The following is a 19,623-nucleotide window of genomic DNA, read 5'->3' as shown; positions in this document are numbered from 1 at the left end:
TGGTCAACGACCAAAGAAGCTACGTCGCGACCCGTCTTGTCACCTCTTCCAGCCAGCGATCGCTTATACCCAGTGCTTCGAGGTGCTCCAGCGTGCTGAGCACGTAATCCTCATTCCTCCCCGACTGGCCGACGGCGCCGCGAACGACGGCTGCTGCCTCGGCGGCGTCGAGCGCACCGGCGTATTGCTCATGGCTGCGGTCCACGACATAGGCGATGGCTTCGACCGTCTCGCCCCCATCCGTTTCACGCTTGTCGAGGCGGACGCTGAGCACACGCTCGAGATAGACGTTGGTGACCAGCTCGCGTTCGCGCAGATAGGTGACGACCTCGTTGCGCAGCTCGCCTGGAACCCGGAACGCCAGCCCGATGCAGGAGCCGCCGCGGTCGAGGCCGAGCACCAGGCCCGGCCGTTCGCGCGAGCCGCGATGCACGAAAGAATAGACGCAGAGCGAACGGCGATAGCCATGCAGGCGGGCACGCCGCGTCTCGACATGCGCGAATCCCGGCCGCCAGATCAGTGAGCCGTAGCCAAAAACCCAAAAATCGCCCATATCGCCAAGCCTGATTGTGACGAACCACTCCACCGGTGGTGTTTCAGTCCGTCTACCTGTTGTTGCCGCAAGCGACAGCCCGCCCGTGCCACCCGCGTTAACGAAAGCCGCAGCATGACGTCAAGTGACGAGCGCCCGCCGCCCAGCCAACGTCGCCGCCTGTTGTGGCTTGCCGCTTTCGTCCTCGTGCTGTTCGGCATCTACAGCGCCGGCTGGTTCTACCTGGCGGACCTGGTCGAGAGTGCAACCGACAAGGCGGTCGCCGATCTCGACGACAAAGGCATCAAGGCCGACTGCGCCAATCTCGCGGTCAGCGGCTATCCCTTCACCTTCACGCTTTCTTGCGAAAGTCTGGCTTACGAGGACGACAGCCGCAACGTCGCTGCATCGACAGGCAAAATCAACGCCGCCACGCAGATCACGCGGCTTCTGTCGCCTGCCGCCGAGTTCAGGGGGCCGCTCAGGACCTCTGTTCCCGGCATGACGCCGCTGTGGATCGACTGGGATGATCTGCGGGCCGACATGAAGCTGTCCTGGCCGCTGCCGGGGCGCCTCTCGCTGCAGGCAGAAGGCCTGTCCGGCCAGACCGATCCGGCGGACGACACCGATCCTGTCTCGCTGTTCAGCGCCGGAACCGCCACCGGACAATTGCGCCCAAACGGCCCGGACATCGACTATGCCGGCAATTTCACCGATCTCGAAATCGACGCAGAGGCCATCGGCGGGCGCGTCTTGCCGCCACTCGACGGCAGCGGCGACGTGACATTGAAGAATGGTGTGACGCTGATCAAGGCAAATCCGAAGAGCCTGCGCGGCCAGGCGGCCGAAATCCACGAGCTCGATCTGTCTTCAGGAACCGCGCGCATCACCGTTTCCGGACCGCTGTCGGTCGATGACGACGGTCTCATAAATGCCGACCTGATGATCAAGCTCACTGACCCGAAGGCCGTGGCGGCAATCCTCGCCACCGCCATCCCCGAGCAGAAGAAAGAAATCCAGACCGGCTTCGCCGGACTGGCGCTGCTCGGCAACGCACCGTCGATGCCGCTGAAGATCGTCAAGGGCAAGGCCTCGCTCGGCTTCATCCCGCTCGGCAAGATCAAGCCGCTCGACTAGAGCAATTCCAGGAAAATTGTGAACGGTTTTCCGTCCGGATTGCGTCAAACAAAAAGATAGACCGGTTCGGCGTTTCCGTGAAACGATGAACCGTTCTGGGGCGGTACGGCCTGCGATCGGCTTGCCGCGGCTTATCCCTTCGGCGGGTGTTCGACTGCCTGGCGGCCGAAATCCGGTACGTCGATGTCCTGGCCGGCCTCGATAATCGAGCGGCGGACAGCGCGGGTGCGGGTGAACAGGTCGAACAGCTTTTCGCCGTCGCCCCAGCGGATCGCCCGCTGCAGCGAGGATAGATCTTCCGAGAACCGCGCCAGCATTTCGAGGATGGCGTCCTTGTTGTGCAGGCAGACGTCGCGCCACATGGTCGGGTCGGACGCCGCGAGACGGGTGAAGTCGCGAAAGCCGGAAGCCGAGTATTTGATGACCTCGGACTTGGTCACCGACTCCAAATCGTCGGCGGTACCGACGATGTTATAGGCGATGATGTGCGGCAGGTGCGAAACGATGGCCAGCGTCATGTCGTGATGCTGCGGGTCCATCGTGTCGATGTTGGAGCCGCAGCGGCGCCAGAATTCCGAGAGCTTTTCCAGCGCCGCGGCATCGGTGCCGGCCAGCGGCGTGAAGATGCACCAGCGGTTCTCGAACAGTTCGGCAAAACCGGCATCCGGTCCCGATTTTTCGGTGCCGGCCAAAGGATGGCCGGGGATGAAGTGCACGCCATCAGGCACATGCGGCTGCATCTGCGCGATCACCGATGCCTTGGTCGAGCCGACATCGGTGAGGATGGCGCCCTTCTTCAGCGCCGGTGCGATCTCCTGGGCGACCGTGCCTGAAGAGCCGACCGGCACCGAAACGATGACCAGATCGGCATCGCGAACCGCTTCTTTCGCATCTGTCGTGTAGGTGTCGCCAAGGCCGAGTTGGCTCGCCCGCTCCAGCGTCGCTTCGCTGCGCGTCGAAATCGCGACTTGGCCGGCAAGTCCCTCGCGGCGGATGACGCGGGCCAGCGACGAACCGATCAGGCCGATGCCGACCAGCGCGATCTTTTCGAACATCGGTGAGGTCATGGTGCCCTAGCTTTTCAGGAATGTCGCGAGTGCTGCGACAACGCCGCGATTGGCCTCTTCGGTGCCGATGCTCATGCGCAGCGCGTTGGGAAAACCGTAGCCGGAAACGCGCCGCAATATGTAGCCGCGCGCACTGAGGTAGTCGTCGGCGGCCGCCGCCGAATGCTTTTTGTCCTCGGGAAAGTGGATCAGGATGAAATTGCCGACGCTCGGGGTCACCCGCAGCCCGAGCCCGGTCAATTGCTCGCTCAGCCAGGCCAGCCAGGTCTCGTTATGCGCGACGCTGCGCTCGATATGAGCCCGGTCGCGGATCGCCGCGATGCCGGCCTCGATCGCCGTCGCATTGACGTTGAAAGGCCCGCGCACGCGGTTGATCGCGTCGATGACGTGCATTGGCGCATAGATCCAGCCGATCCGCGCGCCACCGAGGCCCAATTTCGAGAAGGTGCGGGTCATGACCACGTTTTCCGCGCTGCCCACCAACTCGACGCCAGCTTCATAGTCGTTGCGCCGGACATATTCGGCGTAGGCGGCATCCAGCACCAGAAGCACGTTTCGCGGCAGGCCCGCATGCAGGCGGCGCACCTCCTGGAACGGCACGTAAGTGCCGGTCGGGTTGTTCGGATTGGCAAGGAAGATGATCCTGGTACGCGGCGTCACCGCGGCGAGGATCGCATCGATGTCGGCGCGTTCATCGGTCTCCTTGACCGTTACCGGGACGGCACCGGCCGACTGGATGTAGATCTTGTAGACCATGAAGCCGTGTTCGGTGATGATGGCTTCATCGCCGGGCGCGAGGTAGGTCTGCGCAAGCAGGCCCAGGATCTCGTCGGAACCGTTGGAGCAGACGATGTTCGCCGGATTGAGCCCGTGCACGTCGGCGATCGCCTCCCGCAGGCGCCTGGCGCTGCCGTCGGGATAGACCGCGAGCTTGTCGGCGACCGCGCGCGCGGCCTCTATCGCCTTTGGCGAAGGACCGAGCGGGTTCTCGTTCGCCGACAGTTTGTGGACTTTGACGACACCTTCAGGCGCCGCGCTCTTGCCGGGCACATAGGCTTCGATGTCCATGATGCCGGCGCGGGGCGTTGGACGTGTCTGATCCGGTGTCTGGCTCATTCCATGAAATCCGTCGAGGAAGCCTCCATCCGGAAGCCGCAGCGGAAATACAAGCCGTGGCCCGGAATGTCGAGGGGCGGCAATTCGGGATCAATAACTTGCCGTTGACGAAGCCATGCGTCAGTCCTAGAAGAGCAGCGACAGTTCCGTGGTGATTTGGCCGGTCGGCTTGCAGCCACGTTAAACAACTTGCTAAAGGGCCGTTTGCATCTTGTAACCGGCTTTGCGAAGGCATGGCCGGTTTTTTGTTGCCCTGACTGGTTGTTGCCCGGACCGGCGGACAACTGAAGGCCGGGCAAGGAGATGTGATGGTCGCTTTGCGCGCGCGAAAAACCAACAACGAGGCCGACCAGCCGTCGAGCCCGGTGTTGCGTTTCGGCGCCGACAAGCCGCTCAAGCTCGACGCCGGCACGCTGCTGTCGCCGTTCCAGATCGCCTACCAGACCTATGGCACGCTCAACGACGCGCGCTCCAACGCCATCCTCGTCTGCCATGCGCTGACCGGTGACCAGCATGTCGCCAACACCAATCCGGTGACCGGCAAGCCGGGCTGGTGGGAAGTGCTGATCGGCCCCGGCAAGATCATCGATACCGACCGTTTCTTCGTCATCTCGTCCAACGTCATCGGCGGCTGCCTCGGTTCCACCGGCCCCGCCTCGACAAATCCCGCAACCGCCAAGCCTTACGGGCTCGACCTGCCGATCATCACCATCCGCGACATGGTGCGGGCGCAGCTGATGCTGGTCGAGCATTTCGGCATCGAACAGCTGTTCAGCGTGCTGGGCGGCTCGATGGGCGGCATGCAGGTGCTGCAATGGGCCTCCAGCTATCCCGAGCGCGTCTTCTCGGCCCTGCCGATCGCCACCGGCGCCCGCCATTCCTCGCAGAACATCGCTTTCCACGAGGTCGGCAGGCAAGCGGTGATGGCCGACCCCGACTGGCATGGCGGCAAATATTTCGAGCACGGCAAGCGACCGGAAAAGGGGCTGGCGGTGGCGCGCATGGCCGCCCACATCACCTATCTGTCGGAAGCAGCGCTGCACCGCAAGTTCGGCCGCAACCTGCAGGACCGCGAAGCGCTGACCTTCGGTTTCGATGCCGACTTCCAGATCGAGAGCTATCTGCGCCATCAGGGCATGACCTTCGTCGATCGCTTCGATGCCAACTCCTATCTCTACATGACCCGGGCGATGGACTATTTCGATCTCGCCGCCGACCATGGCGGCCGGCTGGCCGATGCCTTCGCCGGCACCAAGACCCGTTTTTGCCTGGTCTCCTTCACCAGCGACTGGCTGTTCCCGACCGAGGAGAGCCGCTCGGTCGTTCACGCGCTGAACGCGGCCGGCGCCTCGGTATCGTTCGTCGAAATCGAGACCGACCGCGGCCACGACGCCTTCCTGCTCGACGAGCCGGAACTGTTCGCCGCCATCAAAGGCTTCATCGCCTCGGCGGCCCGGGCTAGAGGGCTCGGCGCATGACCTCGAAAAGTTGCACGCTTTTCGGATCAGGATCATGCGCCAGGCATCAGCGCATGGCCCCGAAAAGTAGCAGACTTTTCGGATCAGGATCATGCGCCAGGCATCAGCGCATGGCCCCGAAAAGTTGCAGACTTTTCGGATCAGGACCATGCGCCAGGCAGGAGCCGAGCCCATGAGCGTCAACCGCGCCCAGCGCGTCGACCTCGAAGTCGTCGCCGATCTCATCCCGCCGCAGTCGCGGGTGCTGGACGTCGGTTCCGGCGACGGCCTGCTGCTCGAATTGCTGCAGGCGACCAAGAAGGTCGACGGCCGCGGGCTGGAACTGTCGCAGCGCGGCGTCAACGAATGCGTGGCGCGCGGCCTGTCGGTCATTCAAGGCGATGCCGACAAGGACCTCCAATTCTATCCCGACAAGGGCTTCGACTTTGTCGTCTTGTCGCAGACCTTGCAGGCGACCCGCAATCCGAAGCTGGTGCTCGACGAACTGCTCCGGATCGGCAACCGCGCCATCGTCTCATTTCCCAATTTCGGCCACTGGCGGGTGCGCTTTTCGCTGCTCTTCAACGGCCGCATGCCGGTGACCAAGGACCTGCCCTATTACTGGTACGACACCCCCAACATCCATTTCTGCACCATTCGCGATTTCGTCAATCTATGCGACGAGCTGGGCGCGACGGTGGAAAAGGCAACCGCGCTCGACGCCAACGGCCAGCGGATCGGCTTCTCGATGCCGTGGTGGTTCTGGAACTTTTTCGGCCAGCAGGCGGTATTTCTGCTGAAACGGTAGCAGGCCGCCCGCGAGCCGATCATTCCCCTTATTCAAGCACGTCGGTGGCCTTGTGCGGGTGCTCGACGCCGTCGACGAAGACCACGTCGGACTGAGAATTCGCGGTGCGCAGCGGCAAGATCTCCTGATAGGCGGGCGAGCGGTACCATCCGCGCGCCTGCTGCATGTCTGGAAACTCGATCATGACGAGGTGCCCCGGCCAATTGTTTTCAACCACGTCCACCTCGCTGCCATGCACAATGAAGCGCCCGCCAAACGGCTCCAGCGTGGCATCGATCTTCTGCAGGTACTCGACGATCGGCGGCCCCGGCGTGACCTGGCGCATATGGGCGACGGCGTAGGCGGTCATGGTGTAACTCCTTGTGGTCGAAAGCCGGACAACCGGCTTGATGGGAGCAGTTTGCCGGGACGTTGCGCGCTGGTCGATTACCCCCGAGGTAATGACACCGAATACAAAACTGGCGCGCCGCTGCCGTCACCTGAAAGATATTTCTGCCTGGCACCGATGATTTCCGCCCACCTGCGCTGTCCTTATCGATGGGCGCGCCTGGATGGTCCGGCGGCCGGGAACAGAGAGGTGATCTATGGGATCGTTGCAAAATCAGAATGTCGTCGTCGTCGGAGGCAGCCGGGGTGTCGGCCGCTCCATTGCGGAGGTCGCCCTCAAGGAGAAAGCGACGGTGCTGGCCGTCGCCCGCGGAAAACAGGCCCTGGCGCAATTTGCCTGGGAGGTCTCCGGCGTGAAGACGCTCGCGATCGATGCGACGGTGGACTCCGCCCCCGATAAGGTCTTCGCCGCGCTTGAGCCGGACGTGCTGGTGATCTGCGCAGGCGCGCTGGCCCCTTCCGCGCCGGTGCATGAACAGAACTGGAAGGCCTTCTCGGCAAATTGGGACACCGACGTCAAGGCGTCGTTCCTGTTTTGCCGGGCCGCTCTGCGCCGTCCGCTCAAGCCGGGAACCCGGATCGTTCTGATCTCCAGCGGCGCGGCCTTGACCGGCGGACCACCCAATGCCGGCGGCTATGCCGGCGCAAAACGCATGCAGATGTTCCTGGCCGGTCATAGCCAGAAGGAGTCGGACCGGCTTGGCCTCGGCCTGCGCTTCATGGCGCTCGCGCCGATGCGGATCATGCCGGAGACCGGCGTGGGCAAGGCCGGCGTCGACAGCATCGCGGCCTATATGGGCATCCAGCCGGCGGACTTCATCGCCGCCATGACCGACATGCAGACGCCGGCCGATGTCGGACGGGCGGTGGTCGCACTCGCCACCGGCCAGCCGCAAGGCAGTTCCTTCATGGTGAGCGGGAGCGGGCTTGCCCCGGCCGCCTGAGGCGCGCGTAATGCAAACCTGACCCGGAACCCGAAAGTAGCATGACAGACGCTGAGCCACCTCTGGAGCCAGCACGCCAGCCGATCCTCGATCGGCTGGCCTTCGAGAAGGTCACGGCCGCGCATCGCCGCGAACTCAAGCTGCATTGCTATCGCATGATGGGTTCGCTGCACGAGGCCGACGACCTCGTCCAGGACACGTTGCTTCGCGCCTGGCGCGCAAGGTCGGAGTTCGACGGGCGGGGTTCGGTTCGCGGTTGGCTCTATATGATCGCGACCAATGCTTGCCTTAACGCCATCAAGGCGAGGTCGAGGGCGCGTCGCATTCTCCGGGAACCCGGACGGCCGCCGTCGCACGGGGCGGCCATAGGCGGGCCCGTAGCTGACGTCGCGTGGCTGGAGCCCTACCCCGACGCCGAGCTTCCAGACATTGCCGGCAGCGAGCCAGGTCCGGAAGCCCGTTACGAGAGCCGCGAGGCCGTCCAGCTCGCCTTCGTCGCCGCTATCCAGGATCTGCCGCCCAGGCAGCGCGCCGCGCTGCTGCTTGCCGACGTCCTGGGATGGTCGGCCGTCGAGACGGCGCGTTTGCTGGGCGGATCGATGGCTTCGATCAACAGCGCGTTGCAGCGCGCCCGCGCAACGCTGACGGCGCGCTATCCTGGCGGACGGCCGGCCAGCCGATCACGGCCCAACCCCGAAGAAGGCCTGCTGCTCGAACGTTACATGCAGGCCTGGCAGGCCGCCAATCTCGAAGGTTTGATCGAGCTCCTGCGTGAGGACGCCATCTATACCATGCCGCCTTGGCGCGAATGGTATCAAGGCCGCGAAGCGATCCGCGGTTTCTTCGAGACCGTCTGGCCGAGGTTCGGCGGCTTCCGCACGCTGGCCACCGCGGCCAATGGCCAGCCGGCGGTCGGGGTCTATTCCCGCAGCCACGATGACCCGGCGTGGCGGGCCCATTCCCTGCATGTGTTCGAGCCAGCCGAGGGCGGGATCGCTTCCTTGACGATCTTCATAGGGCCGCTCGGGCCATCTCTGTTCCCGGCCTTCGGCCTGCCACCGGCCTAGCTTACCCCCTAGCAAGCCTTACCGGTCGAGTTCCGGGAAATACGGGTCGGAGAAAAACCGCCGGTCGCGCTCGCCTTGCAGGCAGTCGATCGGTGCGTCGATGCGGATCGTCCTCGGATCCTCCTTGGGATACTCGACGCCGCTGACCTCGAGGATCAGTTTGCGGCGAGTGGCGGTGGCGAATTCGGAAACCGCATAGATTGGCAGGACGAACGAGCCCGGTCCGCCGGTGACGCATTCGGCATAATACCGGTCGAGATGGCTGAAGGTCGGTGACGGGCTGATCAGGATCGGCAACCCGTTGATGACGATGCCCTTCGCCAGCGCCGCATCGCGTGCCGTTGTGACCGGCAAGCCGGTGTTGTTTGGGCCATCGCCAGAGACGTCGATGACGCGGCGTTTGGCCACGAAGGCCGTGCCATCGAAAAGCTCGGCGCCGAAGGCCACGGCACCGGAAATCGAGGTGCCGCGGAAGCTCCTGAACGGGCGGGCCGCGATCTTGTCGGCGAAAGCGTTGGCGCTCTCCTTGCTGTCGATGACGTGCCAGGCAATGACCGCATCGTCGCGGATGGTGCCGGCCCATTCGAAATAGGCGATGGCGATGCGGCCGGAAGAGCCGGCACGCACGGCATTGATGAAGTCGGGATGGCGCAGCGCCGCGACATAGCCGGCGCGCTGCAGGGCAAACTCCCTTTCATCCATCGACTGCGAGATGTCGACGGCCAGCACCAGCTCGACGTCGACGGCAATGGCATTGGCGGGCGCGGCCACAGGTGCTGCCGGGGCACAGGCAAGGCAGGCGAGCAGGGCGAGAGCGTCAAGCATGGCCGATCGGAACGTTCCCATCTGAAACGATCGCGATAGTTTTTCGCCGCGATCGCGGCGAAATAAAGCTTGGCTTCTATTTCTTTCGGCGAGCCGAGGCGATAATCGGGGGCGGTTCCATGGCGCCTGCCCTGACACGGGCCGGCTTGAGGGGCGGTTGGCCGGCATCCTTGACGATGGTCAACGCTCGCGGGAAGAAGCGGGTATTGTGCTGGCCGCGGCCGATATTGAGGATCGCGGCGTCGGGAAGGCGCTTGTCCAGCATCGACAGCACTTGCCTCAGCGTCGCGCCGTCGAACGCGTCCAGCGCCTCGTCGATGATCACCCATTTCGGCCGTCGCAAGGCGAGCCTGGCGAAGGCCAGCAGACGCTGCTCGTCGTCGCTGAGCTCACGCTCCCAGCGCGCCGAGTGATCGAGCGAGGACGACAGGCGTTGCAGCCCGACATCGGCCAGCACCTCCGAAATCTCGGCATCGCTCGCCTCCGCCGCGCCGTCTGAATGGTTGAGCACCTCGCGCAGCCTGCCGAGCGGGAAATAGGGAGTACGCGGAACGAAGATCGGCGCTTCTCCGGCCGGCATGCCGATCCGGCCGCTGCCCCATGGCCACAGACCGGCAATGGCGCGGAAGAAAAGCGTCTTGCCGGCGCCCGGATCTCCGGTGATCATGACGCGGTCGCCGGCGCGGATTTCGACATGCGGCTCGGCAAGCTTGGTGCATCCGTCCGGCGAGGCGATCTCGAGCTTCTCGAATGTCAGGCTGCCGTCGGGATTTTCGCCGAACGAAATGCGCCTTTCCGTATCGTGCAGCGCGTCGGTGTCGCCGAGCGCGATGCGGAAGTCGGCGACCCGCATCAGCGTGGCGCGCCAATCGGCGATGCCGCCGATATTGTTGATGAACCAGCGCAGCGAGGAATGGACCTGGTTGAAGGCGCCGACCGCCATCATCAAGCCGCCAAAGCTGATATCGCCGGCAAAATAGACCGGGGAAGCGACGAGGATCGGCGCGACGACAGTGATCCAGCCATAGGTGTCGGTTACCCAGGAAAGATTGATCTGGGCGCTGTAGATGCGCCGCATGGCGCCCAGCACCATGCCAAGGTCGAATTCGAGCCGGCGCCTGGCATCGGCCTCGCCATGCGCAAGCGCGATGGCATCGACATTCTCGTTGACGCGAACCACCGAGGAGCGCAGTTCCGCCTCACGCGTATAGCGATCGTTGTTGAAGCGGATCAGCGGCCGCCCGACCAGCCAGCTCAACCACGAAGCTGTGCCCGCATAGAGGATCGCCGCCCAGACCATGTAACCGGGTATGGCCAGCGAATGGCCGCCTATGTGGAAGACGAAGCCGGAAGACAGCGACCACAAGACGCCGACGAACGAGGCAAGCAGGATGCAGGACTGCAGCAGGCCGATGCCGAGACCGGTCGAAAGGTCGGAGAGATGCCCGGCATCCTGCTGCAGGCGCTGGTCGGGATTGACGCCGATGGCGCCGGCATGGGTCAGCCGGAAGGCACGCGCCGGCCGCATCCATTCGCCGATCAGGTCGAGCGTCAGCGCCTCGCGCAGCTTCAGGCGAAGCATCTGGTCGAGCCAGGTCTGGCTGACATTGAGCACCACAAGCCCGCCGGCGATGCCGGCGAAGACCAGAAGCTGATGCAGGAAAGCCGGCATGTCGCGCCGCGCCAGCGCGTCGTAGAAAGGCTGGTTCCAGCGATTGAGCAGAACCTGCCCGATCGAGCTCGCCACGATGACGGCGACGATGCCGATCGCTGCCCAAAGCAATTGTTTTCGCACTGGCGAGGTGGTCAGCGCCAATTTGATTGTTGCCAGCTGCTCACGCAGGCTGCTGGCTTCGATCGACGTGGCAAGCTTCTGGGCGCTGGGCTCGACATCCGGATGATCAGCCATGAGTGGATCCTTGCATTCGGAAGCGGTGCTAAACCCCGGTCATAGGATCGACCGCATATGCCTTCAATCGGGCAGCGAACCCGTCCGCGACAGATAGGTGAGAAAAAGCCTGCGTCGGATCACGAACGCGTCATCCTGGCGACGCCGGACGTTCGGCCCCCGACAGCCGGCCAAGCGTCGGCGCGCCATGCGGCGAGAGAACCGGCACGAAGACGCGGCGGGAGGCGCGCTGCGCCACCGGGACGCCCTGATAGAGCCGCTTCTGCGCCTCGACAACGATGACGCCCGAAAAGATCGGCCAGAAGCGCCGGCCGGCACGCTCCAGCACATTGTGGAACTGCATCATGAAACGTCGCGGCGACGGCGGAAAGAACAGCGCATCGGACCACGCCGCCGGCGTGAAATTCGCTTCGCGCAGCAATTCGGTCAGCTGGCCGCGCGAGAACGGCCGGCCATTGCCGAAAGGCGTATGCTCGAAGCGCGCCCAGACGCCGCGCCGGTTGGGCACGACGATGACGACACGGCCGGCCGGCGACAGCACCCGCCAGATCTCGTTCAGCGTCTCGCGCGGGTTCTCGACATGTTCGAGCGAATGGACGAGCAGCATGCGGTCGATGCAGGAATCGACCAGCGGCAGCTCCTCGTCGAAGACCAGGGCGGTCGCCGTCGGCCCCGTCGCCGGCCAGACCACCGCGCCCTGCGTCGCCGGCATGAAGGCAAAGACGCGCTCGGCATCGCTGCCGAAGCGCTCCAGCCATGGCAAGGTGTAGCCGAGGCCGACCAGCCGCTCGTTGGGCACAACAGCCCATAGCGAGGACAGCGCCATGGTGATCGAGCGTTCGGCCAGGCGCCCGAGCGTGGTCGAATAGAAGGAACGGAGGTCGACAATATCTGAATGCATGGGCGGAACGGTAGCTTCGAAGCAGTCCAAGTTCAACAAAGGCAGATGACATCGGCTGGCAGGCGCCCTATGTCTGCGCCTGTAAACGGAGAGATATGATGCCGGTCGAGATCGAACAATTCATGTGCCGCAGCGACAATTTCGGCGTGCTGGTGCATGACCCCAAAAGCGGCCAGACGGCGCTCATCGACGCACCAGAAGAGGCGCCGATCCTGGCCGCCATCAAGCGCACCGGCTGGACGCCGACGATGATCCTGACCACCCACCACCATCTCGACCACGTCGAGGCCAATCTGGCGCTGAAGGAGCGTTTCAAGCTGCGCATCGTCGGGCCGGAAGCCGAAAAGGCAAAGATTCCCGGCATCGACGAAACCGTCGAGCAAGGCTCGGTCGTCCACCTCGGCGATGAGCGGATCGAGGTCATCGCCACACCCGGCCACACCGCAGGCCATGTCACCTATCACCTGCCGGCGTCAAAAGTGGCATTCGCCGCCGATACGCTGTTTGCGCTCGGCTGTGGGCGGCTGCTCGAATGCAAGCCGCCGGTGATGTACGAATCCCTGAAAAAGCTCGCAGCGCTGCCGGCCGAGACGGTCGTCTATTGCGGACATGAGTATACGCTGGCCAACGCCCGTTTCGCGCTGACCGTCGACCCGACCAATTCGGCGCTGAAAGAGCGTGCCGCCAAGATCGAGGCGCTGCGCGCCGACGGCAAGCCGACGCTGCCGACGACGATCGGCGAGGAACTGTCGACCAATCCGTTCCTGCGCTGGCACGATCCGGCGATCCGCAGGCATCTCGGCCTGGAAAAGGCCTCCGACGCCGAAGTGTTCGCCGAGATCCGCAAGCGCAAGGACAATTTCTGAGCGGCACCAGGAGCTAGGGCATGACCAGTTCCGCCGAAATCATCGCCCTGCTCGGCCTGAAGCCGCATCCGGAAGGCGGCTGGTATGCCGAAACCTTTCGCGACGGCGCGGCAGGCACGCGCGGCCATTCGACGGCGATCTATTTCCTTCTGGAGAAGGACCAATTGTCGGCCTGGCACCGGGTCAAGGACGCGGCCGAGGTTTGGCACTTCTATGACGGTGCGCCGCTGGCGCTGTCGATACATCGAGAAGGCGGTCCCGTCATCGAGGAGATCCTTGGCACGGCGCTTGCCGCAGGCGAGCGGCCGCAGATCGTCGTGCCGGCAGGCTGGTGGCAGTCGGCACGCAGCCTCGGCGAATGGACGCTGGTCGGCTGCACCGTGGCGCCGGGCTTCGATTTCGCCGCCTTCGAATTGGCCGAACCAGGCTGGCTGCCGGGCACGCCGTAGTGGTGAAGACCTGACGCTTGGTACCCAACGACAACAGCCGCTCAGGATGGAAAGCCGTCGTTCAGGTTGTCGCAAGAGTCACTCTCGAACCTCCGAAATTTTGCAACGGAAACTACCCTTGATATTCAGGGGGCGACCAATATGTCCCAACACTTAGGATCTCTGCGAAACTACCCGACGATGATCACTTGGCCGGTGATGGCCCCTTCCACGCTCTTCGCATAGGCGAGCCCCACCCGTTTCGACGAAACGGGCTCGTGACCGGGGAACCACTCGCCATATCTCGGCACGGACACGTCCAGAAGTCCGGGACTCACAACATTGATGCGAAGACCGCGCGGCATCTCGATCGCCGCACCAAGGACAAAACCGCCGAGCGCGCCGTTCGCTGTTGCCGCCCCTGTTCCCATCCGAATGGGATCGCGGTCGAGCACTCCGCTAGTCAGTGTGAACGAGCCGCCATCGCTGACAGTGGCCAACCCTGCCAACACCAGATTGACCTGGCCCATGACCTTATGGCGCAGGCCAAGCATGAACGTCTCTTCGGTGTACTTGCCAAGCGGCCCGAAATGGACATTGCCTGCGGTAGAGATGACGGCATCCACTTTGCCACATTTGGCGTACATGGCATCGAGCGATGCGCGGTCAGCCATATCAACCTGAAAGTCGCCACTAGAGCGGCTGGCCTTGATGATCGCGTGGCGGGAACCCAACTCGTCGCAAACCGCTTTGCCGATGTCACCTTCCGCGCCGACGACAATAATTCTCATGATATTTCTTCTGCCATCTCGTCATGTCGTTTGAGCTTGTAGGCAAGGAGTTCGGCGCAGCCATCCAACGCAGCTCGCCGCTTGTCCAGATGCGCTGCGTGATCAAGAAGAACCGCTTTCCGTTCGGGCAGAGTCTCGCTGCCCCGCTGATAAAGCCGCGCAAAGTATCGCATCTGCTCCATGGACATACCTGTCTCGCGCAGCGAGGACAGGAGTATTAGCCATTCGACATTCTCTGCCGAGAAGTCCCGCCTCCCGTCACGTCCTCGCCTGACCTTCGGAAGCAAACCCAATTTTTCATAATAGCGGATAGTGTCGATACCCAGTCCGCTTGTAGCTGCCGCCTCCGAAATGCGCATGTGTCGCCTACCCTGCCGATTGTGCGCTAGGCTACCAAGCTGGAGCAGCTCTAGGTCAAGCGAGAATTTTTACCTCTGATCTGACGACCTCGAGGATTGCGTCACAAAGGCTTGCCCATGGGCACCAAGCGTCGGATCTTTCGCCGTTTGCAGGCCGGCATCATCTGAATATCGACATGCCTAGCCTAAAACGAAACCCAGGGTGATCGCCAGCTGGCCGGCGTAATACAGCGCCCAGACCGCATGGCGCATCCAGGCACGGTGCGGCGAGATGGCGGGCAGCAGGAACTTTTCCGCGGCAAGCAGCCCGTCGGACAATATGAGCAGGGCGACGCCACCGATGACCCAGGCACTACTCAGGGTAAGCGCGCCAATGCCCATGGCGAGAATTGCCGCCACACGAAGGCCTATCGGCAGGCGCAGTGCCGGGCCGACGCGGCGCCGGAGCGCGAAAACCATCGCCAGCACCAACACGACCATCGCCAGCACGATCGCTGCCCGCCACGGCTCGGCCGGAAGCAGCCCGAGGCCGCCGCCGGCACGCAGGAACAGCACGAAGTAAAGCACATGAGCGGCAAGAAAACCGGCCGCGCCGCCAAGAAATGCCTTCTCGCCGTCGCGCGACAGGAAGGCGTCGCCGACCGCGCTGACGCCCAGTGCGGCGACGAGCAGCCATGGGCCGCTCTGCTGCACGACCAGCACCGCCAGCATCGCCACCGCCAATGTCCTTGCCGCCGACCGCGAAAGACGCGGCGGCATGCCGAGGCTGAACGCATAGATCACCGCTGCCGCCAATGAAAACAGCAGCGTCGCATTGGCATTGGCATCGATGCCGCCGGGAAACGGCATCAAGCGTTTGCCTCGCTCGTGGCCCTCTTGCGCAGCAACAGCGATTTCGCCGCCAGTGCCGCGCCGCCGGTGATCAGCACGCAGGCGGCGAGGATGCGCCATGACGGCTCGGCGAAGCCGGCGGCGATCAGCACCAGTGTCGACAGCAGCGGCGCGGCGTAGCTTGCCGCCCCCAGCACCTGGATGTTGCCGCGCTTGACACCGATGTCCCAGGCATAGAACGCCGCCCCTACCGGCATCAGACCGAGGCCGAGCACGGCCAGCCACTGGCCGGCGCCGTTGGGCAGCACCGTTTCTTCCAGCAACAGATGGCAGACGAGCGAAAGTGCCGCGGTGGCGGCGCAGAACCAGGTGACGATGCTGGTCGGCACCGACGGGAAGCGCCGCGATAACAGCGAATAGGACGACCACAACACGGCACAGACGGCGGCCATCGCATAGCCGAAGGCATAACGTGCATCGAAGGCAAGTCCGCCGCCCTTGGTGACGATCAGGACCGTGCCGGCAAGGCCGAGCAGCGCGCCGACGATATGGTTCCAGGCCAGCCGCTCGCCAGGCATCAGCGCCGATCCCAGCACGATCAGCAGCGGCCACAGATAGGCGATAAGGCTGGCCTCGACGGCCGGCGCATTGCGCAGCGCGGTGAAGTAGAAGAAGTGGTAGCCGAACAGGCCGGCAATGCCGATCACCCAGACTTTGCGTGGTATTTTGACTTGGCGCGGTATCTTCGCGGCGCCATCGGCTGCCGGCATGAACAGCCGGGCAACCAGGCCGACGCAGGTGCCGATCGTAAAGGTGATTGCCGAAAGCAGGAACGGCGGCACCGAACCCGAAGCATCCGTAAACAGCGCCAGCAGCGCCCACATGGCGACCGCGGAGAAGCCGATCAGTGTTGCGCGCGCCATACCCGTCGCCCCGTGGCCCATTGGCGGCGCACCATCACGCCTATTCGTCTGCTTCGAACCGCTCCGCGCTGACCGTCAACGGGCCGATTTGCGTGCTGACCGTGGCGCGGATCGGCGCATATACGCCGCTTTGGCCGACCGGTGCAAACGTCACCATGATGCGGCTGCGTTTCTTCAGGTAGTTCAGCGCCTTGCGGTTCTTGCGGTAGCCGGCCACCGGCTCGAAACCCAGCCTGCAGGTGACCGTATCGCCCTCGTAGCCGGCCACCGAGATCGACCCTTTCGACTCGTAGGTCAGTTTCAGATCGGCACGCATTTCGCCGTCATAGAGCTTCACCGTGCGCCCGCAGACCTGGTCGAGGCTGTCGGCATGGATGACGGTCGCGGCCATCGGATCGAGGACGGATACGAGATCGCTGCCGACCAGCGGTATCCAATTCTCGGGATTGCGCTTCTTTGGCTCAGGCACGACCTTGGTCGAGGTGACCACGCCGTTGGCAAACTGGATGTCGATCATCGACGCCTTCTTGCCGGACGTGTAGTCGGCGCGAAACGCCTGCGGCTGCAACTGCTTGCCCGAAATCTTGCCCTTCGATGAGATCGTGCCTCGCGTATCGTCGAACAATGTGGCGAGCCCGGCGCTGGAGACGCTGCCCTCGATCGAATAGGTGTCGCCCTCGTAATGGCTGGAGAATTTCGCCTTGGCCACGGAAAGGCCGAGGAACGACACCGAATACTCGCCCGTGAAGGATTGCGGCTCGGCGGCCGAAACCGTCGTCGACAGCGCGACGGCGAACAGCACGACCAGGGCATGGAGGAAAGAACGAGGCATGGCGGGTCCTTGATTGTCGACCGGAGACGGGCGATCTGGCATGTCCCTGTGTGACCGCTTATAGGCTGAATTCCGGCCTTAATGTGAAGGCGGCGTCGGCAGGGAACGCTGGGGCTGGTCGGTGGGAGGTGACGGAAGCCAGAAATGAAAAACCCGCCTCGGCGGGCGGATCGTCGGCGCGAATCAGCACCATACCCAAATTAGTAGCATAGCTGCCGGCACAAAGCAAGAACAAAATGTGGCGCTCGATGAATTTGCCGATCTCCCCCTTGCGGAGGAGATGCCCGGCAGAGCAGAGGGGGTAGGAAGGATCGCCAAGATCCAGCTTTATCCTCCCAGTGCCGAGAGTTTTGGCTGCAACGGAGCTAAGTCGGAGGGACAGCACCCCCTCTGGCCTGCCGGCCATCTCCCCCGCAAGCGGGGAGATCGGCAGCTTCGCCACTGGTGCTCATTTCTTGAAGGTGCGATTCCCTCTCCCGAACCAACCCCAAGCTTGACGCATCGGCGAAATGCAACTATGGAACGCCAACTTTTCCATAAGGCCGCCTGACCGAAACCGCGCGCCACCCGGCGCGGGTCGAATGTTTGGCCAGGGCCGAGAACCGAAGGTTAGTATCATGTCCCGCACTTGCGAACTCACTGCCAAGGCAGTCATGTCCGGCAACAATGTGAGCCACGCCAACAACAAGACCAAGCGTCGCTTCCTGCCCAATCTGGTCAATGTGACGCTGATCTCGGAAGCGCTGAACCAGAATGTGCGCCTGCGCATTTCGGCCAACGCGTTGCGTTCGGTCGAGCATCGCGGCGGCCTCGATGCCTTCCTGGCCAAGGCCGACGCCAAGCAATTGTCGCAGCGCGCCCGCCTGTTGAAGAAGCAGATCGCCAAGAAGCTCGCCGACCAGCCGGCCGCCTGAATTTTTCGGCGGCAGCCGCCTTCCAGGGCGTGATCCGAACTCCGGATCGCGTTCCGCTGGTTCCATTACCCAGGATAAAAAAATGATTTTCCTCTCGCGATACCTGCCCTTCGTGGCCGCCATGGCGCTCGTCGTCGTGGCCTCGAACATCCTCGTGCAGTTTCCGATGCAGGGCGCAATCGGCGGGTTGTCGCTGGCCGACATCCTGACCTGGGGCGCCTTCACCTATCCGTTCTCCTTCCTGGTCACCGATCTCGCCAATCGCCGCTACGGCCCGGCGGTGGCGCGCAGGATCGTCTTTGTCGGGTTCATGACAGCGGTGGTCTGCTCGATCGTCATCCCGCCCTTGCTGTTTCGCCACGGCCTGATCGAATTCGAGACCGCCGCCGACCGGCTGGTGCGCATTGCCGCGGCGTCGGGTGCGGCCTTCCTCACCGCGCAATTGCTCGACGTCACCGTGTTCAACCGACTGCGCCGGCAGAGCTGGTGGCGCGCGCCGATCGTCGGCACGCTGGTCGGCTCCGTTTTCGATACGGTGGTGTTTTTCACCGTCGCCTTCGCGGCGGCTTTCGCCTTCGCCGGGCCGAACGATGGCTTTGCGCTGGAGACCGCACCGCTCATGGGCATGCTGCCAGTCGAGACGATGCGCTGGATATCCTGGGCGCTCGGCGATCTCAGCGTCAAGCTGATCATAGCGGTGGTAGCGCTGATCCCTTACCGGCTGCTTGCCGCCCGCTGGAGCCAGCCGGCACTGGCGGCATAGAGCATGATCCCGAACCGAAGGTCCGCGTTAGCGAAAAGTGGGAACCGATTTTCGGACAAGATCATGCTCAAAGACTATCGAGCATGATCCCCTGGCTTCAGCTGGACTCGGCAAAAACGCCTGACGGCGGACAGGAGCTTCGCCTGAAACGGCGCGGCGGCGAATTCTCGATCATGCTTGGCGCCAACGAGCTGATGAACAGTCGGCTCAGCGGTTCCGAAGAGGCGCTGGCCAAACTGTCCCGTCAAAGGATTGCCGGCCGCCGGAACCCAAGCATCCTGATCGGCGGCCTGGGCATGGGCTTTACCTTGCGCGCGGCGCTGGCCGAGCTCGGCGACGATGCGCAGGTCACTGTTGCCGAACTGGTGCCGGCAGTCGTGACGTGGGCGCGCGGCCCGATGGCCGAGGTTTTCGACGGTTGCCTTGACGACCGGCGCGTCAGTGTTCACGAGACCGATGTCGGTCAGCTCATCCGTTCGCAAGCATCGGCCTGGGACGCGATCCTGCTCGACGTCGACAACGGCCCCGAGGGCATCGTCTACAAGGCCAACGATGCGCTCTACAGCGGCACCGGCCTCAACGCCGCACGCGCCGCGCTCAAGCCCGGCGGTGTGCTGGCGGTCTGGTCGCAGGGCCCTGACGCAGGTTTCACCCGAAGGCTCAAGCAGGCGGGCTTCACGGTCGACGAGGTTAAGGTGCGGGCTCACGGCAAGCGCGGCGCTCGTCACATCGTCTGGCTCGCGAGTAAAGCATAGCGGAAGCAATT

At 63.7% G+C, this 19,623-nt stretch carries 23 protein-coding genes and 1 riboswitch; of the genes, 10 read left to right on the top strand and 13 right to left on the bottom strand.

Features of this window, described 5'->3' with window-relative positions:
* Nucleotides 1-19: 19 nt before the first annotated feature.
* Nucleotides 20-553: a gamma-glutamylcyclotransferase gene (locus NKH43_RS26850; protein ID WP_023721103.1), complete on the bottom strand. Its 534-nt coding sequence runs from the start codon at nt 551-553 to the stop codon at nt 20-22.
* A 114-nt stretch (nt 554-667) separates the two neighbouring features.
* On the opposite strand from NKH43_RS26850, the gene NKH43_RS26845 reads away from it, so the two are divergent.
* Nucleotides 668-1,669: a DUF2125 domain-containing protein gene (locus NKH43_RS26845; protein ID WP_352860712.1), complete on the top strand. Its 1,002-nt coding sequence runs from the start codon at nt 668-670 to the stop codon at nt 1,667-1,669.
* Between the two features lie 131 nt (nt 1,670-1,800).
* Here the strand turns inward: NKH43_RS26845 and NKH43_RS26840 are convergent, their stop codons facing one another.
* Nucleotides 1,801-2,736: a prephenate/arogenate dehydrogenase family protein gene (locus NKH43_RS26840; protein WP_352860711.1), complete on the bottom strand. Its 936-nt coding sequence runs from the start codon at nt 2,734-2,736 to the stop codon at nt 1,801-1,803.
* 6 nt (nt 2,737-2,742) lie between these two features.
* On the bottom strand, nt 2,743-3,852 hold the full coding sequence (gene hisC / locus NKH43_RS26835; RefSeq protein WP_352860710.1) for a histidinol-phosphate transaminase: 1,110 nt from the start codon (nt 3,850-3,852) through the stop codon (nt 2,743-2,745).
* A gap of 138 nt (nt 3,853-3,990) precedes the next feature.
* A riboswitch (SAM riboswitch) is annotated at nt 3,991-4,068 on the top strand.
* A gap of 92 nt (nt 4,069-4,160) precedes the next feature.
* Here hisC and metX point away from each other — a divergent pair.
* Complete coding sequence (gene metX / locus NKH43_RS26830; RefSeq protein ID WP_292661143.1) at nt 4,161-5,330, top strand: homoserine O-acetyltransferase MetX; 1,170 nt, start codon at nt 4,161-4,163, stop codon at nt 5,328-5,330.
* Nucleotides 5,331-5,502: 172 nt separating this feature from the next.
* A complete protein-coding gene (metW, locus tag NKH43_RS26825) occupies nt 5,503-6,117 on the top strand; it encodes a methionine biosynthesis protein MetW (protein WP_023721109.1) in 615 nt (204 codons plus the stop codon).
* A 28-nt stretch (nt 6,118-6,145) separates the two neighbouring features.
* Here the strand turns inward: metW and NKH43_RS26820 are convergent, their stop codons facing one another.
* Nucleotides 6,146-6,466: a DUF1330 domain-containing protein gene (locus NKH43_RS26820; RefSeq protein WP_352591151.1), complete on the bottom strand. Its 321-nt coding sequence runs from the start codon at nt 6,464-6,466 to the stop codon at nt 6,146-6,148.
* Between the two features lie 235 nt (nt 6,467-6,701).
* Here NKH43_RS26820 and NKH43_RS26815 point away from each other — a divergent pair, with 235 nt between their 5' ends.
* Nucleotides 6,702-7,448: an SDR family NAD(P)-dependent oxidoreductase gene (locus NKH43_RS26815; RefSeq protein WP_352591154.1), complete on the top strand. Its 747-nt coding sequence runs from the start codon at nt 6,702-6,704 to the stop codon at nt 7,446-7,448.
* Between the two features lie 41 nt (nt 7,449-7,489).
* Nucleotides 7,490-8,515: an RNA polymerase subunit sigma-70 gene (locus NKH43_RS26810; protein ID WP_352860709.1), complete on the top strand. Its 1,026-nt coding sequence runs from the start codon at nt 7,490-7,492 to the stop codon at nt 8,513-8,515.
* Nucleotides 8,516-8,533: 18 nt separating this feature from the next.
* Here NKH43_RS26810 and NKH43_RS26805 read toward each other — a convergent pair whose 3' ends face one another.
* The 3 genes from NKH43_RS26805 to NKH43_RS26795 all read right to left on the bottom strand — a co-directional run bounded on the left by NKH43_RS26805 (nt 8,534) and on the right by NKH43_RS26795 (nt 12,150).
* Nucleotides 8,534-9,340, bottom strand: coding sequence for a DUF1194 domain-containing protein (locus NKH43_RS26805; RefSeq protein WP_352860708.1), 807 nt, complete (start codon nt 9,338-9,340; stop codon nt 8,534-8,536).
* Nucleotides 9,341-9,416: 76 nt separating this feature from the next.
* Nucleotides 9,417-11,249: an ABC transporter ATP-binding protein/permease gene (locus tag NKH43_RS26800; protein WP_352860706.1), complete on the bottom strand. Its 1,833-nt coding sequence runs from the start codon at nt 11,247-11,249 to the stop codon at nt 9,417-9,419.
* Between the two features lie 130 nt (nt 11,250-11,379).
* Complete coding sequence (locus NKH43_RS26795) at nt 11,380-12,150, bottom strand: class I SAM-dependent methyltransferase (protein WP_352483498.1); 771 nt, start codon at nt 12,148-12,150, stop codon at nt 11,380-11,382.
* A gap of 98 nt (nt 12,151-12,248) precedes the next feature.
* On the opposite strand from NKH43_RS26795, the gene gloB reads away from it, so the two are divergent.
* Nucleotides 12,249-13,016 (top strand): hydroxyacylglutathione hydrolase, encoded by a 768-nt coding sequence (gene gloB / locus NKH43_RS26790; RefSeq protein WP_023721117.1) that lies wholly within the window; start codon nt 12,249-12,251, stop codon nt 13,014-13,016.
* A 20-nt stretch (nt 13,017-13,036) separates the two neighbouring features.
* On the top strand, nt 13,037-13,465 hold the full coding sequence (locus NKH43_RS26785; RefSeq protein ID WP_352483497.1) for a cupin domain-containing protein: 429 nt from the start codon (nt 13,037-13,039) through the stop codon (nt 13,463-13,465).
* Nucleotides 13,466-13,635: 170 nt separating this feature from the next.
* Here NKH43_RS26785 and NKH43_RS26780 read toward each other — a convergent pair whose 3' ends face one another.
* The 6 genes from NKH43_RS26780 to NKH43_RS26755 all read right to left on the bottom strand — a co-directional run bounded on the left by NKH43_RS26780 (nt 13,636) and on the right by NKH43_RS26755 (nt 17,622).
* Nucleotides 13,636-14,235 carry a short chain dehydrogenase gene (locus NKH43_RS26780; protein WP_352495626.1) on the bottom strand — a complete coding sequence of 200 codons (600 nt, stop codon included), beginning with the start codon at nt 14,233-14,235 and terminating at the stop codon, nt 13,636-13,638.
* On the bottom strand, nt 14,232-14,594 hold the full coding sequence (locus NKH43_RS26775; RefSeq protein WP_352860704.1) for a MerR family transcriptional regulator: 363 nt from the start codon (nt 14,592-14,594) through the stop codon (nt 14,232-14,234). Before NKH43_RS26775 ends, NKH43_RS26780 begins: the two co-directional genes overlap by 4 nt.
* 180 nt (nt 14,595-14,774) lie before the next feature.
* The gene (locus NKH43_RS26770) at nt 14,775-15,443 is read right to left on the bottom strand and encodes a lysoplasmalogenase family protein (protein ID WP_352860702.1); all 669 of its coding nucleotides are present in this window, start codon (nt 15,441-15,443) and stop codon (nt 14,775-14,777) included.
* Nucleotides 15,443-16,348, bottom strand: coding sequence for an aromatic amino acid exporter YddG (gene yddG, locus NKH43_RS26765; RefSeq protein ID WP_352495629.1), 906 nt, complete (start codon nt 16,346-16,348; stop codon nt 15,443-15,445). The genes NKH43_RS26770 and yddG overlap by 1 nt, the downstream gene beginning before the upstream one ends.
* Nucleotides 16,349-16,388: 40 nt before the next feature.
* Nucleotides 16,389-17,180: a DUF3108 domain-containing protein gene (locus NKH43_RS26760; RefSeq protein WP_352495630.1), complete on the bottom strand. Its 792-nt coding sequence runs from the start codon at nt 17,178-17,180 to the stop codon at nt 16,389-16,391.
* A gap of 58 nt (nt 17,181-17,238) precedes the next feature.
* Entirely contained in the window at nt 17,239-17,622 is a 384-nt protein-coding gene (locus tag NKH43_RS26755) for a hypothetical protein (protein ID WP_352860700.1), read from the bottom strand.
* A 175-nt stretch (nt 17,623-17,797) separates the two neighbouring features.
* Here NKH43_RS26755 and rpmB point away from each other — a divergent pair, with 175 nt between their 5' ends.
* The 3 genes from rpmB (at nt 17,798) to NKH43_RS26740 (ending at nt 19,612) form a co-directional block, all read left to right on the top strand.
* The gene (gene rpmB, locus NKH43_RS26750; protein WP_352860698.1) at nt 17,798-18,094 is read left to right on the top strand and encodes a 50S ribosomal protein L28; all 297 of its coding nucleotides are present in this window, start codon (nt 17,798-17,800) and stop codon (nt 18,092-18,094) included.
* Nucleotides 18,095-18,176: 82 nt separating this feature from the next.
* Complete coding sequence (locus NKH43_RS26745; RefSeq protein WP_023721125.1) at nt 18,177-18,857, top strand: queuosine precursor transporter; 681 nt, start codon at nt 18,177-18,179, stop codon at nt 18,855-18,857.
* Nucleotides 18,858-18,940: 83 nt separating this feature from the next.
* Nucleotides 18,941-19,612, top strand: a complete 672-nt coding sequence (locus NKH43_RS26740) for a spermidine synthase (protein ID WP_023721126.1) — start codon at nt 18,941-18,943, stop codon at nt 19,610-19,612.
* The last annotated feature ends 11 nt before the right edge of the window (nt 19,613-19,623 follow it).

Origin of the sequence: Mesorhizobium sp. M1163 (genome assembly GCF_040318415.1) — a bacterium.
GTDB lineage: Bacteria > Pseudomonadota > Alphaproteobacteria > Rhizobiales > Rhizobiaceae > Mesorhizobium.
The sequence above is the reverse complement of the archived record's forward strand: the minus strand, read 5'-3'. Positions and strand labels throughout refer to the sequence as shown.

Bases quoted from the DNA above. Each gene is read 5' to 3' on its own strand.
- hisC (WP_352860710.1), bottom strand. From the start codon at position 3,852: ATGAGCCAGACACCGGATCAGACACGTCCAACGCCCCGCGCCGGCATC.
- gloB (WP_023721117.1), top strand. From the start codon at position 12,249: ATGCCGGTCGAGATCGAACAATTCATGTGCCGCAGCGACAATTTCGGC.
- rpmB (WP_352860698.1), top strand. From the start codon at position 17,798: ATGTCCCGCACTTGCGAACTCACTGCCAAGGCAGTCATGTCCGGCAAC.
- NKH43_RS26840 (WP_352860711.1), bottom strand. From the start codon at position 2,736: ATGACCTCACCGATGTTCGAAAAGATCGCGCTGGTCGGCATCGGCCTG.
- NKH43_RS26775 (WP_352860704.1), bottom strand. From the start codon at position 14,594: ATGCGCATTTCGGAGGCGGCAGCTACAAGCGGACTGGGTATCGACACT.
- NKH43_RS26795 (WP_352483498.1), bottom strand. From the start codon at position 12,150: ATGCATTCAGATATTGTCGACCTCCGTTCCTTCTATTCGACCACGCTC.
- NKH43_RS26760 (WP_352495630.1), bottom strand. From the start codon at position 17,180: ATGCCTCGTTCTTTCCTCCATGCCCTGGTCGTGCTGTTCGCCGTCGCG.
- NKH43_RS26845 (WP_352860712.1), top strand. From the start codon at position 668: ATGACGTCAAGTGACGAGCGCCCGCCGCCCAGCCAACGTCGCCGCCTG.
- NKH43_RS26810 (WP_352860709.1), top strand. From the start codon at position 7,490: ATGACAGACGCTGAGCCACCTCTGGAGCCAGCACGCCAGCCGATCCTC.
- NKH43_RS26800 (WP_352860706.1), bottom strand. From the start codon at position 11,249: ATGGCTGATCATCCGGATGTCGAGCCCAGCGCCCAGAAGCTTGCCACG.
- NKH43_RS26780 (WP_352495626.1), bottom strand. From the start codon at position 14,235: ATGAGAATTATTGTCGTCGGCGCGGAAGGTGACATCGGCAAAGCGGTT.
- NKH43_RS26815 (WP_352591154.1), top strand. From the start codon at position 6,702: ATGGGATCGTTGCAAAATCAGAATGTCGTCGTCGTCGGAGGCAGCCGG.
- NKH43_RS26820 (WP_352591151.1), bottom strand. From the start codon at position 6,466: ATGACCGCCTACGCCGTCGCCCATATGCGCCAGGTCACGCCGGGGCCG.
- yddG (WP_352495629.1), bottom strand. From the start codon at position 16,348: ATGGCGCGCGCAACACTGATCGGCTTCTCCGCGGTCGCCATGTGGGCG.
- NKH43_RS26740 (WP_023721126.1), top strand. From the start codon at position 18,941: ATGATCCCCTGGCTTCAGCTGGACTCGGCAAAAACGCCTGACGGCGGA.
- NKH43_RS26785 (WP_352483497.1), top strand. From the start codon at position 13,037: ATGACCAGTTCCGCCGAAATCATCGCCCTGCTCGGCCTGAAGCCGCAT.
- NKH43_RS26805 (WP_352860708.1), bottom strand. From the start codon at position 9,340: ATGCTTGACGCTCTCGCCCTGCTCGCCTGCCTTGCCTGTGCCCCGGCA.
- metW (WP_023721109.1), top strand. From the start codon at position 5,503: ATGAGCGTCAACCGCGCCCAGCGCGTCGACCTCGAAGTCGTCGCCGAT.
- NKH43_RS26745 (WP_023721125.1), top strand. From the start codon at position 18,177: ATGATTTTCCTCTCGCGATACCTGCCCTTCGTGGCCGCCATGGCGCTC.
- NKH43_RS26770 (WP_352860702.1), bottom strand. From the start codon at position 15,443: ATGCCGTTTCCCGGCGGCATCGATGCCAATGCCAATGCGACGCTGCTG.
- NKH43_RS26850 (WP_023721103.1), bottom strand. From the start codon at position 553: ATGGGCGATTTTTGGGTTTTTGGCTACGGCTCACTGATCTGGCGGCCG.
- metX (WP_292661143.1), top strand. From the start codon at position 4,161: ATGGTCGCTTTGCGCGCGCGAAAAACCAACAACGAGGCCGACCAGCCG.